The organism is Autumnicola psychrophila (assembly GCF_031846645.1).
Classification (GTDB): Bacteria; Bacteroidota; Bacteroidia; order Flavobacteriales; family Flavobacteriaceae; genus Autumnicola; species Autumnicola psychrophila.
Map to the genome: position 1 here is coordinate 205,777 of NZ_JAVRHN010000008.1, position 14,447 is coordinate 220,223.

A 14,447-nucleotide genomic window follows, 5' to 3' on the forward strand; every position below is an offset into this window, starting at 1 on the left:
ACTTATGGGTAGAAATTTATGGCATGTATTTGGTAGTTAAATTATAAGCCTAAAAAGCATTAATTTGAATAAAGTTTTAAGTAAGCTTCTCATTATACTGGTTTTACTTCCACTAACAGGTTGTGACTACTTTAGTGCGGCAGAGGAAAGGAAGATTATTGTTCGGGTAAATGATTCCTATCTTTATGAAGAAGATATTGAAGCCCTTATAGACGAGAATACTTCTCCTGAGGACAGCAGCCTTATTGTTTCAAATTATATAACCCGCTGGGCCACGCAACAACTGCTTATAGACCGGGCGCTGCTTAACCTTCCCGATAAACAGCAGGAAGAATTCAACAACCTGGTAGAGAATTATAGAAACGAGATTTATACCAATGCTTATACCGAGGCTATAGTATCCAAACAACTGGACACTGCTTTTCAAGAGGAGGAAATTGAAGAATATTACGAACAGAATAAAGAGAATTTTAAGCTTAATGAGGATTTGGTGAAACTCCGGTATATCAACCTGGATAAAAATTATACCAATCTGGATAAAATTAAAAGTTGGATTACCCGTTTTAATGATGAGGATCAAGCGGAGTTGGAAAAACTTGCTCTTCAGTTTAAAAATTACTCGATGAATGATTCTATTTGGGTAAGGACGAAAGCGGTTTATGATAAAATTGGACCTCTTTCTGCAGATGATCGTTCGCGGTTATTAAAAAAATCGAATTATCTGCAGCTTGAAGATTCGCTAAGCGTATATTTGATTTATGTAAATGATGTGCTTAATCGTAACGAGCAGGCTCCTCTGGAATACGCTTCAGCAACCATAGAACAAATACTGCTGAATAAGCGGAAACAAGATTTAGTAAAAGAATTGGAAAAAGATATTACAAAAGATGCAATTAAAAACAATGAATTTGAAATATATAACTAGAATTACTACAGGTCTAATCCTTATGCTTTTTGTAGTAGACATGCAGGCTCAGGAGGTTGTTGTTACAGATAGCACAGCCATCCAGCCTAAAGAAGAGGTGGCAGAGAGCATCACCAAGAGCAGCAATGAGCGAAGAAGAGTAGAGGGAATTGCTGCTGTTATTGGAGATTATATCATCCTAGATAGTGATATCGATCTTATGTACAAGCAAATGCAAAGCCAGAACATGTCTACTGCAGATGTAACCGAATGTAAGCTGGCAGGTTCTTTAATGGAGAATAAGCTTTATGCACATCATGCTGTTCAGGATAGTATTATAGTATTAGATGCAGATATAAGAAGTTATATTGATCAACAAATTGCTGAAATGAGCAGACAGCTTGGATCTGTTGAAAAAGTTGTTGAATATTACAATAAAGAGTCTGAAGCTGAACTGCGGCAGGAGCTTTTCGAGATCAATAAGGAAAGGCAGCTTTCTTCCAGGATGCAGCAAAAAATAGTGGAGAGCGTAGAAGTTACTCCTGAAGAAGTCAGAGCCTATTTTGAAGAGATGAAGAAGGATGAACTTCCGATTTTTGGAGATGAGGTAGAAATTGCCCAGATTGTTGTGCGTCCCGAAATTCCTGAAAGTGAAAAACAGAAGGTGATAGACCGCTTAAGTGAATTTAAGGCAGATGTAGAGGATAATGATGCCAGTTTCAGAACTAAAGCGATACTTTATTCTGATGATACAAATACCGGCGGCACCATTCTTTCTTTAGGACGAAAAGACAACTTTGTAAAAGAATTTAAAGATGTTGCGTTTAGTCTTCAGGAAGGAGAAGTAAGCGAACCCTTTGAGACAGAATTTGGTTATCATATTATTGAAATTGACAAAATACGAGGACAGCAGGTAGACCTTAGGCATATTCTTTTAATCCCGGGAGTTACTAATGCAACTGTAGATGAGGCAAAGGCAAAAATCGACAGTATTAGAAAACGTGTTAATGAAGGGAAACTAGAATTTGGTGAGGCTGCTAAAGAATTTTCTGATGAGAAGGAGACCCGGAATGACGGAGGGAAGTTAAGAAATCCAAAAACGGGAGATACTAAATTTGAGCAGACAGATTTGGACCCAAAGATTTATAATCAGATTGTAAACCTTAAAGAAGGGGAGATGTCTTTAAGAATAACTGATAGTGATGACACAGGAAAGCCTTTCTTTAAGCTTATTAAAGTGGTAAGACGTATTCCTGAACATAAAGCAAACTATGCGACAGATTACCTTAAAATTAAAGATTTGGCATTGCAGGCAAAACAGCTGGAAGCTATAGAAGAATGGCAAACAGAAAAAATTGCAGATACTTATATTAAAGTTAACAGCAAATTCAGGGACTGCACTTATGCCGGTAACTGGTTAAAGAAATAATTATACTTAATGTCTGACGTTGCACTTGTAGAAAAGCTGGTTGAAAAAAACCGGCAGTTAAAAAAGGAAATTGCCAAGGTAATCGTAGGTCAGGATAAAGTTATACATCAAATTTTGCTCTCCATATTTTCTGGGGGGCATTCTTTGTTAATAGGTGTTCCCGGTCTGGCAAAAACACTTATGGTAAACACTATTGCACAGGCGTTGGGATTGAATTTTAAAAGAATACAATTCACGCCAGATTTAATGCCAAGTGATATTTTGGGATCAGAAATTCTGGATGAAAACCGTCAGTTTAAATTTATTAAAGGACCCATATTTGCCAATATTGTTTTGGCAGATGAGATTAATCGTACTCCGCCAAAAACCCAGGCCGCCTTACTTGAGGCAATGCAGGAACGTGCAGTTACTGTTGCGGGCCATCATTATAAACTTGATCTTCCTTATTTTGTTCTGGCTACGCAGAACCCGATTGAGCAGGAGGGAACCTATCCTTTACCCGAAGCACAACTTGACCGGTTTATGTTCGCTATTAATCTGGAGTATCCCACATATCAGGAAGAGGTAGATGTGGTAAAAAGTACAACTACAGATAACAAGCCGCAGGTACAGGCACTTTTTAATGCAAATGAAATATCCGATATTCAGCACGTCATCAGGAGGATCCCAGTAGCAGATAATGTTATAGAATATGCTGTAGGTCTGGTGGGAAAAACACGTCCCCTTGGAGAAACAGCACCTGAACTTGTTAAAAGTTATGTAGATTGGGGTGCAGGACCAAGAGCTTCTCAGAATCTTATTTTGGCAGCAAAGGCAAATGCAGCTGTCAGCGGGAAATTCTCTCCAGATATTGAAGATGTGCAGGCAGTTGCCACTGGAATCCTTCGGCACAGGATAATAAAAAACTATAAAGCAGAGGCAGAAGGTATTTCTGAAGAGAAGATAATTAAGGAACTGCTCTAAAAGAATTTAGGTAGCACATCCTTGCCTTAGCGATACCATTTAAATCTTTTCCAGAACTAATTTTTCGTTGACTTCTTTTTTGGTAGAAATAAATTAGAATATCCAGAGTATTTCCACTCAAACTAATAAATTCATAATTTATAGATGATATTTTTATATTCAGGAAATTATTATCTATAAACAGCAACAAGTGGTATATTATTTCTATTAATTTCTGAATATTGCTTATAACTTTCAAAATCCGGCTGAAATTCGTAAATTTGCAGGACTTTTTAGAACAAAAAACTTTTTAGAACATGGCATACGATATTGATATGATCAAAAAGGTGTATAGCCAAATGGCAGATCGTGTAAATAAAGCACGTGAAGTTGTTGGAAAACCTTTGACACTTTCAGAAAAAATTCTTTATTCTCACCTGTGGGACGGCGAAACTTCTAAGGCTTACGAAAGGGGTAAAGATTATGTTGAGTTTGCTCCGGATAGGATTGCCTGCCAGGATGCGACTGCACAAATGGCTCTGCTGCAATTTATGCAGGCTGGTAAAAAACAGGTGGCGGTGCCTACTACGGTACATTGTGATCACCTTATCCAGGCTAAAATGGGTGCTGCAATTGACCTTCAGAGTGCAAATAAATCAAGCAGCGAAGTTTTCGATTTTCTGGAATCAGTATCAAATAAGTACGGAATTGGATTCTGGAAGCCAGGTGCAGGTATTATTCACCAGGTTGTTCTTGAAAACTATGCATTTCCCGGTGGAATGATGATTGGTACCGATTCTCACACTGTTAACGCAGGTGGATTGGGAATGGTTGCCATTGGTGTTGGTGGTGCAGATGCTGTAGATGTTATGGCCGGTATGGCCTGGGAACTTAAATTCCCTAAATTAATTGGAGTAAAATTAACCGGAAAACTTTCTGGTTGGACTGCTCCCAAAGATGTGATTTTAAAAGTTGCCGGGATTCTTACTGTAAAAGGGGGAACCGGTGCGATTATAGAATATTTTGGCGAAGGCGCGACAGCTATGTCCTGTACCGGTAAAGGTACAATTTGTAATATGGGAGCTGAAGTTGGTGCAACCACTTCAACTTTTGGTTATGACGATTCAATGGAACGCTACCTGAAAGCCACAAACCGTACAGATGTTGCCGAGGCTGCAAATGCAGTTCGGGAGCATTTAACAGGAGATGATGAGGTTTACGCTAATCCTGAACAATATTTTGACGAGGTAATTGAAATTAATCTTTCAGAATTAAGGCCTCACCTTAACGGACCTTTTACTCCAGATCTTGCTACTCCAATTTCAGAAATGGCAGTAAAAGCAAAACAGGAAGACTGGCCTATTAATGTGGATTGGGGACTTATTGGTTCCTGTACCAACTCGTCTTATGAAGATTTAACACGTGCTGCTTCCATTGCGAAACAGGCGGTTGACAAGAAAATTAAAGCTAAATCAGATTTTGGTATTAATCCGGGATCAGAACAAATCAGGTTTACCGCAGAAAGAGACGGGCTACTTCAGATTTTTGAAGATCTTGATGCCACTGTCTTTACAAATGCGTGTGGACCATGTATTGGGCAGTGGGATAGAAGTGATCGTAAAGGTGACGAGAAGAATACTATTGTTCACTCCTTTAACCGAAACTTTTCGAAGCGGGCAGATGGTAACCCGAATACACATGCTTTTGTAGGTTCTCCAGAAATGGTTGCTGCAATTGCAATTTCAGGACGATTGGATTTTGATCCTACCCGTGATAAATTGATTAATGAAGACGGAGAAGAAGTGATGTTGGACGAACCTAAGGGAATAGAATTACCCACAAAAGGTTTTGCTGTGGAAGATGCAGGATATGTTGCGCCAAAAGAAGATGGAAGTTCTGTAGAAGTAAAAGTAGCCGAAGACAGTGAACGTCTTCAATTACTGACTCCTTTTGAGCCCTGGGATGGTGAGAATCTTACAGGTGTAAAACTCCTTATTAAAGCTCTAGGAAAATGTACAACAGACCATATTTCTATGGCGGGACCATGGTTGCGCTACAGAGGTCACCTGGACAATATTTCCAATAATTGTCTTATTGGAGCTATTAATGCCTACAATAAGAAAACAAATTTTGTTAAGAACCAGCTTACTGGAGAATTTGACGGAGTTCCGGCAGTACAAAGAGAATACAAAAAAGCAGGTGTTCCTACAATAGTTGTTGGAGATCACAACTACGGGGAAGGTTCTTCCAGAGAGCATGCGGCAATGGAGCCACGTCACCTGGGAGTAAAGGTTGTATTGGTGAAGTCTTTTGCACGTATTCACGAAACAAATCTTAAGAAACAGGGAATGTTAGGGATCACTTTCGATAATGAAGCAGATTACGATCTTATCCAGGAGGATGATACTTTCAACTTTATTGATCTTAAAGACTTTGCTCCCGACAAGCAGCTGACTATAGAAGTAGTACATGCCGATGGCAGTAAAGATACTATTAAGGCAAATCATACCTATAATGAGCCGCAAATTGCGTGGTATAGAAAAGGTTCAGCCTTAAATCTTATAAAAGAACAAAACGCAGCTTAATTTTTGTTTTGTTATCAATTACAAAACTCCCGAAAGTAAGTCTTTCGGGAGTTTTTTTTATAAAAAAAGCCCGGCGAACGCCGGGCTTTTTAATCAGTTATTTTACTCCCCAGTTAAAATAACCAATCTGTTACATTTGTGCTATTAAAAAGTTCTCTATTCTTCCTTTTTGCCTGAGTAGTAAATCTGTAAATTCTTTGCAACGTGTGCTCTTATATAGGCAATTGTAGTAAAGGCCTACATTGGATAATTCACAATCTTCACAATTTTTCCAGGTAGTTTTTCGCAAGGCTCCTGCTAATACATATTCCATTTTGATAAAAGGAGACAGGGCAAATACAAAGTGTCCATTGTTTTCCTTTAAATTTTCCAGATAATCCTTCAACTCAAGTTTTATTTTTTCTCTTATTTTTATGCGCTCTTGTATTAAATTTTCTATTTCCACATATTCTTCATTTTTACCATCCCCAAGTATACCATAATACATATTGAGTAAATTTAAATTGGAATTGCTTAATCTTAAGGTATTGTGGCATAGTATAATATAATTCATTTACAGCGCTTTATTCATATTTGCAACTTTGTTATAAAATTACGGAAAGGCTAGTTTTATTGAAAGCAGTTAAATATTTTAACACGTGTTTAACCCATTTCTGAAGAATAAACAGTTAGATTATCATTATTAATTATAAAGATTTACAGTCTTTAATTAATGCACGATCTTTGTTAAAATTGAATTTCCCTATGTAATTAGGGCCGAGAACCAGACCATATGAAAGGAAGACAGGAGATAGGTAAAAGAATTAAGGAACTGAGGCGGGAACACAAGTTTTCACAAAAATTTGTTGCCGAAAGGCTCTTCATTTCCCAGGCCGCCTATTCACTTATCGAAAGTTCACAAAACGGGATTGTCGCAGAACACATTGTTAACCTTAGTAAATTGTATGATGTAACTACAGATTACTTATTGAAGGGAGATAAATTTGTAATAAAAATGTCAATATCAAATGGATTCGTACCATATATAGGCGTTTCAGCACATGCAGGTTTTATAGAAAATTATGATGGTGAAGCACCTTTGGATAACTATGACTGGTACCGTATTCCCGGTTTTAACCCCACGCAAAATCAAAAACTTTTTGAAGTGGAGGGAAACAGTATGGCCCCAACAATACTTTCTGGAGATGTGGTGATCTGCCAGACTCAAAAAAAGCTGGAGAACATATTAGATGGCTCGCTGGTATTGATTATTACTAAAAATTCCATCTTAGTAAAGCGTATTCGCAAAAACGACGATACTACTTTTCTGACTTTAGAAAACGATAATGTTGAAGATGAAAATGAGAGGGAAAAAATGGAAATAAAGAAGCAGGATATCCGGGAGTTAATGATGATAAGGGGTAAAATAAGTGGTGTCCTGGTGCCTCACCATGAAATAGCTTCCAAGGGAAAAATAAAAGCTTTGGAAGACGCCTTAGAGATGCTCAAGAAAGAAGTCTATAAACTCAATAAGAAAATAGCTGCAATTTCACACTAACAATTTTCATTCTTTAATAGCCTGATTTTACACTTTGGCAAACGAGCGCATGTAAATTCTATTACATTTCCCTTGAAGATTAGCGGCTGTTTTGTTTCTTTACAAAAACAACTAAATCTAATAATTCCTGTGTAGCGGGCGGTTTTTAATTAAAAAATAATGAAACTATTCAAGAACCAGTGGCTCAATATTATTTTAATTGTGATTCTTTTGGCTCTTCTTATTCCGCAAATCAGAAAACCACTGCAAATTTTCGCAAACAAAGCTTTCGCCTTTAGCCCATCAGTTACAGATGAAGAGGACAGGGAGCAAATTGCCAGTTACGACTGGGTGTTGGAAAAGAATAATGAAGAACGTGTAGACTTTTCAGAATATAAAGATGAAGTAGTAATTGTGAATTACTGGGCGACCTGGTGTCCTCCCTGTATAGCAGAAATGCCCAGTTTCCAGGAGCTTTATGAAGATTATGGAGATAAAGTGGCCTTCTTTTTCATCTCTGGTGAGGACCATGAAACCACAACCAATTTTCTGAAGCGGAACCGCTATAGTTTTCCTACGTACAGGATGCTTACAACAGACCCTAAACCACTGGACGGTTTTACGCTTCCTACAACCTTTGTCATAGACAAAGAAGGCAATATTATCATCAGAAAAGTGGGTGCGGCAGACTGGAATAGCAATAGTATGAGAAACACGCTGGATCAGCTCCTGAAATCCTGATATTTCTATATTTTTCTGAAGAAGGATTCTATAAATTCGGTACCGAAAAGGGAAAACATAATTTTCATTTCTTCTGAAAATGAAGTTTCTTCGTCAAGATATTTAAAGATTTCTTCCATGGAATTTTTGGAATAAAGCTTACTGAAAATGACATCTCCTTTTTCATTATGTCTTGCCAGAACATCTAAAAAAATAGCATCATAACGTCGGAATTTCTTTTTTATAAGATTTTTCCCCGGAATTAATCCTCTTTTAATATTATCTATGATCTTGTCTACTTTTTTCTCTGTGCTTTTAAAAGAATAGCCTGTACTGGGCTTTACCCAACCTCCTCCTGTGCCAATTTTGGTGATTTTTTTAGTGTTTATTTTTTCAAAAGGGAAATCAGTCATAGGTATTACCCCCGCTTCAACTGATGTTACCTTGTAATCTTCAATTTTCAGGATTTCTGAAAGATATCTCTTCAGCATTTTGTCATAAACATGTTCTTCCGCCAGGAATGGGGTGAAAAAAGTGAACTCTATAAGTGCTTTTGTGCTGGTTTCTGGTAAAACGTAGGTAAAACTGGTGGAGTTCTTGTGTTTAAGCCGGTAATCCATCATCGTAAAAGTGGAGGGGTCAAAATGGCTATTTTCGGTCTCAATATACCAACCCCTGAACTGCTGGTAGATCTTCGTGTAGTTATCGTCATCAAGATATGAAGAGGGTAATCTACTGTCAAAAAAATGGGTTGCTGAATAATTTTCTTTTTCACCAATCGCCTGCATGGTAACAGGATCTATTCTGGAAATCTTGTCTCTTAGAAAGACAATGTCAGGAGAAGAATTTAGCTCTTTCTTTACAAAATTGTAAAAATCGAGAGATTTTATTCTTTTGTATTTATATGGGGTAAGATCAAGCGTCAGGTCTTTTTCGGCAGAAAGAAAATTTGTAGAATTCCAGGTTTTGCTAACGATTTTATCCCATTTACCCTGTCCTTTTTCCCAGAAACACCAGGTTTTATCATTGGTATTTTTTTCTGAAGGATCGATAATTGCAATTTTCTTACCCTTGAAGAATATTTCTTTACTAAGTTGATGAGCGAGCTGCAGTCCGGCAAGTCCGCTTCCCACGATCACATAAAAATAGGTTATCCCCATAAAGAAATGTCAAATATTTTATTTTTTGAAATACCTGAATGGAACAAAAAGCATTCCGAAGCATTCCCCGTGGTTTTTCCCCAGGTGTTTATGATGCATCTTATGAGCCCGTCTTACGCCCTTTGCATACCAGTGATTTGCATTTCTAAAAATTTTAAAGCGCTGATGGATAAAGATATCATGCACCGTAAAATAAGTGATTCCATAAGCGAGAATGCCGAGACCCAACGGTAGACCGGCCCAAAATCCATTGTATTGCCACAGTAAAAAAAATGTAATACTTACCGCCGCATAGAAAACAAAGAATAAATCGTTCCGTTCCCACCAGCTGCTGTGGTCTTTATGATGGTGATCTTTATGAAGTTTCCACAAAATCCCATGCATAATGTACTTGTGGGTAAACCACGCCATACCTTCCATGGCCACAAAAGTCCCGAGAAAAATTAAGATCCAAAGCAAAGTATCCATAATTATTTAAATAAGGTTAAATCTATAAGAAATATATGATTTTGCCAAGAGTCCCGCCTTTTGATAATCTGGAACACGAATTCTTTGGTTTCTGATTTCCAGCGACGGTACTTTTTTAAGTTTGTGTAATAACTTTCTATAGTAAACATACGCTGTATAAACTCCAAATTTTGCTTCTACAGGAAGTTTTGCAATGCCGTGCAGACCTCTGTTAAAATCCTCTTCTATATCTTCTATAATTTTAGATTTACTTAATTCATCCAGCTGCGAGAGATTAACATCTGGAAAATAACTTCTCTGAAGATCCTCATAATCTGCTTTTAAATCCCGCAGAAAATTCACTTTCTGAAATGCCGATCCAAGGCTCATTGCCGACTCCTTAAGGGCGTCATACTGTTTTTGATCACCTTTTACAAAGACCTTTAGGCACATTAAACCCACAACATCTGCGCTACCGTAAATGTACTCTTTGTATTCTTCTACGGTAAGATACTCAGATTTTACTAAATCCTGACGCATGCTTTTCATAAAAGAACGATATAATGGTTCTTCTATATCATATTTGTGAACAGTCTCCTGGAAAGAATTTAAAATTGGATTCAAGCTAATTTTTGCTTCAATTGCTTTGTAAAGATCCTTCTCAAAATCATCAAAAAGTTCTTTTTTGTTGTAATCATGAAAGGTGTCTACAATCTCATCTGCAAACCGAACAAATCCATAAATATTGTAAATATCCTGGCGAATACCGGGAGCCAGCATCTTTGTAGCTGTAGAAAAAGATGTGCTGTAGGAATTTGTGACAGTTTTACTACAGGCGTGGGATACGACATCAAAAATGGATTTCATAGCATTAAAATTTTGAGTTCTGAATAAGCTCTGCTGCTAATTTTCCCGAGATTAATGAAGGCGGAACACCAGGACCCGGAACGGTTAACTGTCCTGTAAAAAACAGGTGATGAACTTTTTTGCTTTTTAATTTTGGCCTCAGGAAAGCAGTTTGAAAAAGCGTATTCGCGAGTCCGTAAGCATTTCCTTTGTATGAGTTGTACTCACTTTTAAAATCGTTGATACAAAAGGACTCCTTAAAAATAATATTATTTTTCACTTCTTGCTTCGTCAATTTTTCAAATCGTTTTATAATTTTCTGAAAAAATTCTTCTCGTAATTCCGGAGTATCTTCTATACCCGGTGCTAGAGGGATTAAAAATATTCCACACTCTTTGCCTTCCGGAGCGCAACCAGCGTCAGTGACTGAAGGAAAACTGGCATAGAAAAGGGGATTTTCCGGCCACCGCGGATTATCGTAAATAGCATCTGCATGTTTTTTAAAATCGGTATCAAAAAATAAGGTGTGATGAGAAACATTTTGTAGCTTTTTATCAAAACCAATATAAAAGAGTAGGGAAGAGGGAGCGAAAGTTTTCTTCTCCCAGTATTTTTCAGGATACTGCCTTTTATGTTCAGGGAGTAAAGACTCGGTGTGGTGATAATCTGCACCGCTCAGGATTATATCAGATTTAATATGCTCCCCATTAATCATGATACTTGTTGCGGTGTCCCCATTGAGATTTATTTTGTCTACAGGTGAATTTGTATGTATTTGGACTCCCAGTGATTCTGCAAGTTCCTTAATGCCTTTAATGACCTCGTACATTCCTCCTTTTGGATGCCAGGTGCCCAAAGCAAAATCGGCATAATTCATAAAACTGTAAAAAGCAGGTGTGTTGCTTGCCTTAGCGCCAAGAAAGAGAACAGGGAACTCCAGGATTTGAACAAGCTTTACATTTTCAAATTCCTTTTGAACTTCGCGGGAGATGGTACTAAAAAATTGTCCGAGTTTTTTTGCAGTTTCTATGGAAACCAGCTCCAGCGGAGAAACACCGGGACGGTACACCATGTCTTTAATGGCAATGTTATAATTTTCTTCAGCCTGACCTATAAATTTTTTAAGCTTTTTAGAACTTCCCGGTTCTTCAGCTTCAAAGGCATGGTAAATTTTTTCTAAAGTATCACCAATTGTAATTTTCTCACCATCTTCAAAATACACCTGATATGCAGGATTTAATTTTTCAAGATGATAGTAGTCTTCAGGAGTTTTATTAAAGTCGGCAAAAAATCTTTCAAATACATCTGGCATCCAGTACCACGTGGGGCCAATGTCAAAAGTAAAACCTTCCCTTTTTAACTGTCTCGCCCTTCCGCCAACTTCAGAATTCTTTTCATAAATATGAACATCATTCCCTTCTTTTGCCAGATAACAGGACGCCGCAAGAGATGCAAAACCCGAGCCTATTATTGAAATCTTTTTTTTCATGTACGGAATTAAAGGGTTTTGATAAAATCCTGGATTGAAGGAAAGAATTTAATGTTTGCCGAAAAATTCTTTTTTTGTTCTTCAAACTGTTTTACCCGATTTCCAAAAAGGAAAAGCTCCCTTGGTTTTTCTGAACAAATCTCTTCCTGAAATTCTCTTACGAATTCAATAATATCCTGTGGTGCAATAGTAAAGTAACTCATAAATGTAATATTATCACTTTTATCGAGGAGATATTTTATGTCTGAAATGGGGAGATTTGAACCTAAAAAAATACTCGACTTCTTATTTAAAAGTAACTGATAATTAAGATATAGCAGGCCTACATCGTGGATTTCGTTCTCTGGTAGAAAGAGAACAAAAAGCCTGTCTGAAGTTGGTTTCCTCTCTTGCTTTAGAGCAGCAATGTTTAGGTATATCTTTTCTCTTATAAGTTCTACAATATAGTGCTCGTGTATGGGTTTAATAGTATCGGTTTGCCAAAGAGTACCTATCTCACCTAAAAGAGGAATAAAGATTTGCTGAAATATTTCCTGAAATGTTTTCTCTTCCTGAAGGCTTTCATAAGTCCTATTGAAGAGTTCCTCATCAAAATCTATCATCGCCATCTTAAACGCGTTGATCGCCCGGTTTTCCACACTGGAGGAGGCTGAAATCCTCTTTACCATTTTTCCTATTTCTTCTTCAGAAAGTTTGGATATCCTGGAAATTTTATATCCATGTTCGTTAAGAAAAGCAATATTCAGAATTTTCTGAAGATTGGAGCTATCGTAGGTTCTAATGTTTGTTGAAGTGCGATCTGGATTGAGGATGTTATACCGTTTTTCCCAAATCCTGATGGTGTGAGCTTTAATTCCGCTAAGATGCTCCAGGTCCTTAATGCTGAAATTTTGTTTTACGAGTTCCATATTTTGTTTAACAAGAGAAGTAAAACTACGTAATTTGTGGCTTCTGAAAACGTTCAGAAAGTTAAATGTTTAATAAAAATAAAGATTACTTAAACAGTTCTTTCTTAAATTGGAATACTGAAATAGAAAATAACTCATCTGATGTTGTGAAATTTCTGAAGATCAATAATGATCGTTTTCAGCATACCTCTTTAGAATTTTCGATAATGAGTTTTTTCTACGGAGTGAAAATTTATCAGTGAATTCGTAAATTTTCCTTAAAAATGCTACTATCGGTCGATAATTGGTGTTTTCAGCATAACTATTTAGAATCTGCGAAATTTATTTTTTCTACGGAAGTGAAAATTTATCAGTGAATCCGTAAATTTTTTTAGAAATGCTACTATCGGTCGATAATTGGTGTTTTTCGCATACCTCTTTCGAAACTGCGACAACGAGCTTTATCTGTGAAAGCAAAATCTTATCAGTGAATTCCTGGCCTTTCTTCAGAAATGCTACTACCGGTCAATAATTGGTATTTTTCGCATGTCTCTTTTAGAATTTACGACAATAAGTTTTATCTACGGAAGCAAAAATTTATCAGTGAATTTCGTGGCTTTTCTTCAGAAATGCCAATACAGGTCGATAATTGGTGTTTTCAGCATGCCTCTTTAGAATTTGCGACAACGAGCTTTATCTACGGAAGCGAAAAACTTATCAGTAAATCTGTAGCTTTTGTTCAGAAATGCTTCTATTGGTCGATAATTGGTGTTTTCAGCATGCCTCTTTAGAATTTGCGACAACGAGCTTTATCTACGGAAGGGAAAACCTATCAGTAAATTTGTAGCTTTTGTTCAGAAATGCTACTATTGGTCGATAATTGGTGTTTTCAACATACCCCTTTAAAATTTGCGACAACGAGCTTTATCTACAGGAGTAAAAACTTATCAGTGAATTCCTGGCTTTTCTTCAGGAAGTTTATTGTAGAAAGTAGAAGTAATTCTTTAAAGTACCCGGAGCGGGACTTGAACCCGCACGCCCTAAGGACACATGGCCCTCAACCATGCCTGTCTACCAATTCCAGCACCCGGGTGTAATTGAAAGTCTCAATTAAAGGCTGTTAAAGTAGCTTAGTAAATTAACTAAACTAGAGTGATCTGGCTGGAGTTCCCTTCGATTCAGCTACACTTCGTTTCACTTCACTCAGGATAAACTTCTCGCCCAATTTGATCAGAACTTAAAAATGTGATCTGGCTGGGGCTCCCTTCGATTCAGCTACACTTCGTTTCACTTCACTCCGGATAAACTTCTCGCCCAACTTGATCAGAACTTAAAAATGTGATCTGGCTGGGGCTCGAACCCAGGACCCTCTCCTTAAAAGGGAGATGCTCTACCAACTGAGCTACCAGATCTAAACAATATTTTAATGAGCTAAATGATCTGTTTGCGACTTCCTTCGGTTCAGCTCCACTTCGTTTCACTTCACTCAGGATAAACTTCTCGCCCAACTTGATCAGAACTT

The 14,447-nt window shown here is 37.3% G+C and carries 12 protein-coding genes and 2 tRNA genes; 6 read left to right on the forward strand and 8 right to left on the reverse strand.

The features are described from left to right. Window positions 1–64: 64 nt before the first annotated feature. From RM541_RS12180 to RM541_RS12195, 4 genes are all read left to right on the forward strand, one after another. The gene (locus tag RM541_RS12180) at window positions 65–925 is read left to right on the forward strand and encodes a peptidyl-prolyl cis-trans isomerase (RefSeq protein WP_311500420.1); all 861 of its coding nucleotides are present in this window, start codon (window positions 65–67) and stop codon (window positions 923–925) included. Further along, window positions 903–2,333 carry a peptidylprolyl isomerase gene (locus RM541_RS12185; protein ID WP_311500421.1) on the forward strand — a complete coding sequence of 477 codons (1,431 nt, stop codon included), beginning with the start codon at window positions 903–905 and terminating at the stop codon, window positions 2,331–2,333. The genes RM541_RS12180 and RM541_RS12185 overlap by 23 nt, the downstream gene beginning before the upstream one ends. A 9-nt stretch (window positions 2,334–2,342) precedes the next feature. Next, window positions 2,343–3,296: an AAA family ATPase gene (locus RM541_RS12190; protein ID WP_311500422.1), complete on the forward strand. Its 954-nt coding sequence runs from the start codon at window positions 2,343–2,345 to the stop codon at window positions 3,294–3,296. Window positions 3,297–3,592: 296 nt separating this feature from the next. Next, the gene (locus RM541_RS12195; protein ID WP_311500423.1) at window positions 3,593–5,860 is read left to right on the forward strand and encodes an aconitate hydratase; all 2,268 of its coding nucleotides are present in this window, start codon (window positions 3,593–3,595) and stop codon (window positions 5,858–5,860) included. A 130-nt stretch (window positions 5,861–5,990) separates the two neighbouring features. Here RM541_RS12195 and RM541_RS12200 read toward each other — a convergent pair whose 3' ends face one another. After that, window positions 5,991–6,347, reverse strand: a complete 357-nt coding sequence (locus RM541_RS12200) for a hypothetical protein (protein ID WP_311500424.1) — start codon at window positions 6,345–6,347, stop codon at window positions 5,991–5,993. A 285-nt stretch (window positions 6,348–6,632) separates the two neighbouring features. Between RM541_RS12200 and RM541_RS12205 the strand changes: the two genes are divergently transcribed. Beyond that, the gene (locus RM541_RS12205) at window positions 6,633–7,397 is read left to right on the forward strand and encodes an XRE family transcriptional regulator (protein ID WP_311500425.1); all 765 of its coding nucleotides are present in this window, start codon (window positions 6,633–6,635) and stop codon (window positions 7,395–7,397) included. Window positions 7,398–7,556: 159 nt separating this feature from the next. Further along, the gene (locus tag RM541_RS12210; protein WP_311500426.1) at window positions 7,557–8,117 is read left to right on the forward strand and encodes a TlpA family protein disulfide reductase; all 561 of its coding nucleotides are present in this window, start codon (window positions 7,557–7,559) and stop codon (window positions 8,115–8,117) included. A gap of 5 nt (window positions 8,118–8,122) precedes the next feature. On the opposite strand, the gene RM541_RS12215 is transcribed toward RM541_RS12210, so the two are convergent. The 7 genes from RM541_RS12215 to RM541_RS12245 all read right to left on the reverse strand — a co-directional run bounded on the left by RM541_RS12215 (window position 8,123) and on the right by RM541_RS12245 (window position 14,337). Further along, window positions 8,123–9,256, reverse strand: coding sequence for a lycopene cyclase family protein (locus tag RM541_RS12215; protein ID WP_311500427.1), 1,134 nt, complete (start codon window positions 9,254–9,256; stop codon window positions 8,123–8,125). Window positions 9,257–9,274: 18 nt separating this feature from the next. Then, window positions 9,275–9,724, reverse strand: a complete 450-nt coding sequence (locus RM541_RS12220; RefSeq protein WP_311494564.1) for a sterol desaturase family protein — start codon at window positions 9,722–9,724, stop codon at window positions 9,275–9,277. Between the two features lie 6 nt (window positions 9,725–9,730). Further along, complete coding sequence (locus RM541_RS12225) at window positions 9,731–10,570, reverse strand: phytoene/squalene synthase family protein (RefSeq protein WP_311500428.1); 840 nt, start codon at window positions 10,568–10,570, stop codon at window positions 9,731–9,733. A 4-nt stretch (window positions 10,571–10,574) separates the two neighbouring features. Next, window positions 10,575–12,038 (reverse strand): phytoene desaturase family protein, encoded by a 1,464-nt coding sequence (locus RM541_RS12230; protein WP_311500429.1) that lies wholly within the window; start codon window positions 12,036–12,038, stop codon window positions 10,575–10,577. An 8-nt stretch (window positions 12,039–12,046) separates the two neighbouring features. Beyond that, window positions 12,047–12,946 carry a MerR family transcriptional regulator gene (locus RM541_RS12235; protein WP_311500430.1) on the reverse strand — a complete coding sequence of 300 codons (900 nt, stop codon included), beginning with the start codon at window positions 12,944–12,946 and terminating at the stop codon, window positions 12,047–12,049. A gap of 989 nt (window positions 12,947–13,935) precedes the next feature. After that, a tRNA-Leu gene (locus RM541_RS12240) sits at window positions 13,936–14,018 on the reverse strand. Window positions 14,019–14,264: 246 nt separating this feature from the next. Next, window positions 14,265–14,337, reverse strand: a tRNA-Lys gene (locus tag RM541_RS12245). Between the last annotated feature and the right edge of the window lie 110 nt (window positions 14,338–14,447).